We start from the raw sequence: 318 nt of genomic DNA on the forward strand, positions 1-318 counted from the left end.
CTCAAGCACGATGCCGGTGGTATCGTCGATATCGAATTTATGGTGCAATATGCGGTTCTAGCTTGGTCCGGAGAACACCCGGCGCTGCTCGAATTCACCGATAACATCCGCATTCTGGAAGGACTGGAACGGGCTGGCCTGATCGCCAGCGAGGACGTCCGTCTCCTGCAGGAGGCCTACAAGGCCTATCGCGCAGCCGCACCCCGCCTGGCACTACAGAAGGAGGCCGGGGTCGTGAGCGGCGAGCACTTCCAGACGGAGCGGCGAGAAGTGATCAGGATCTGGCGCGAGCTGCGGCTCGGCTGATCCACTCAGGCA

General features: G+C 61.6%; 1 pseudogene. It reads left to right on the forward strand.

Annotation, left to right across the window (positions count from 1 at the left end):
* Positions 1-306: pseudogene (locus tag ACLJNW_RS24070) on the forward strand (bifunctional glutamine synthetase adenylyltransferase/deadenyltransferase); the annotation flags it as partial.
* Positions 307-318: the final 12 nt, after the last annotated feature.

The sequence above is a fragment of the Salmonella sp. SAL4457 genome, assembly GCF_046548235.1.
Classification (GTDB): Bacteria; Pseudomonadota; Gammaproteobacteria; order Enterobacterales; family Enterobacteriaceae; genus Salmonella; species Salmonella enterica.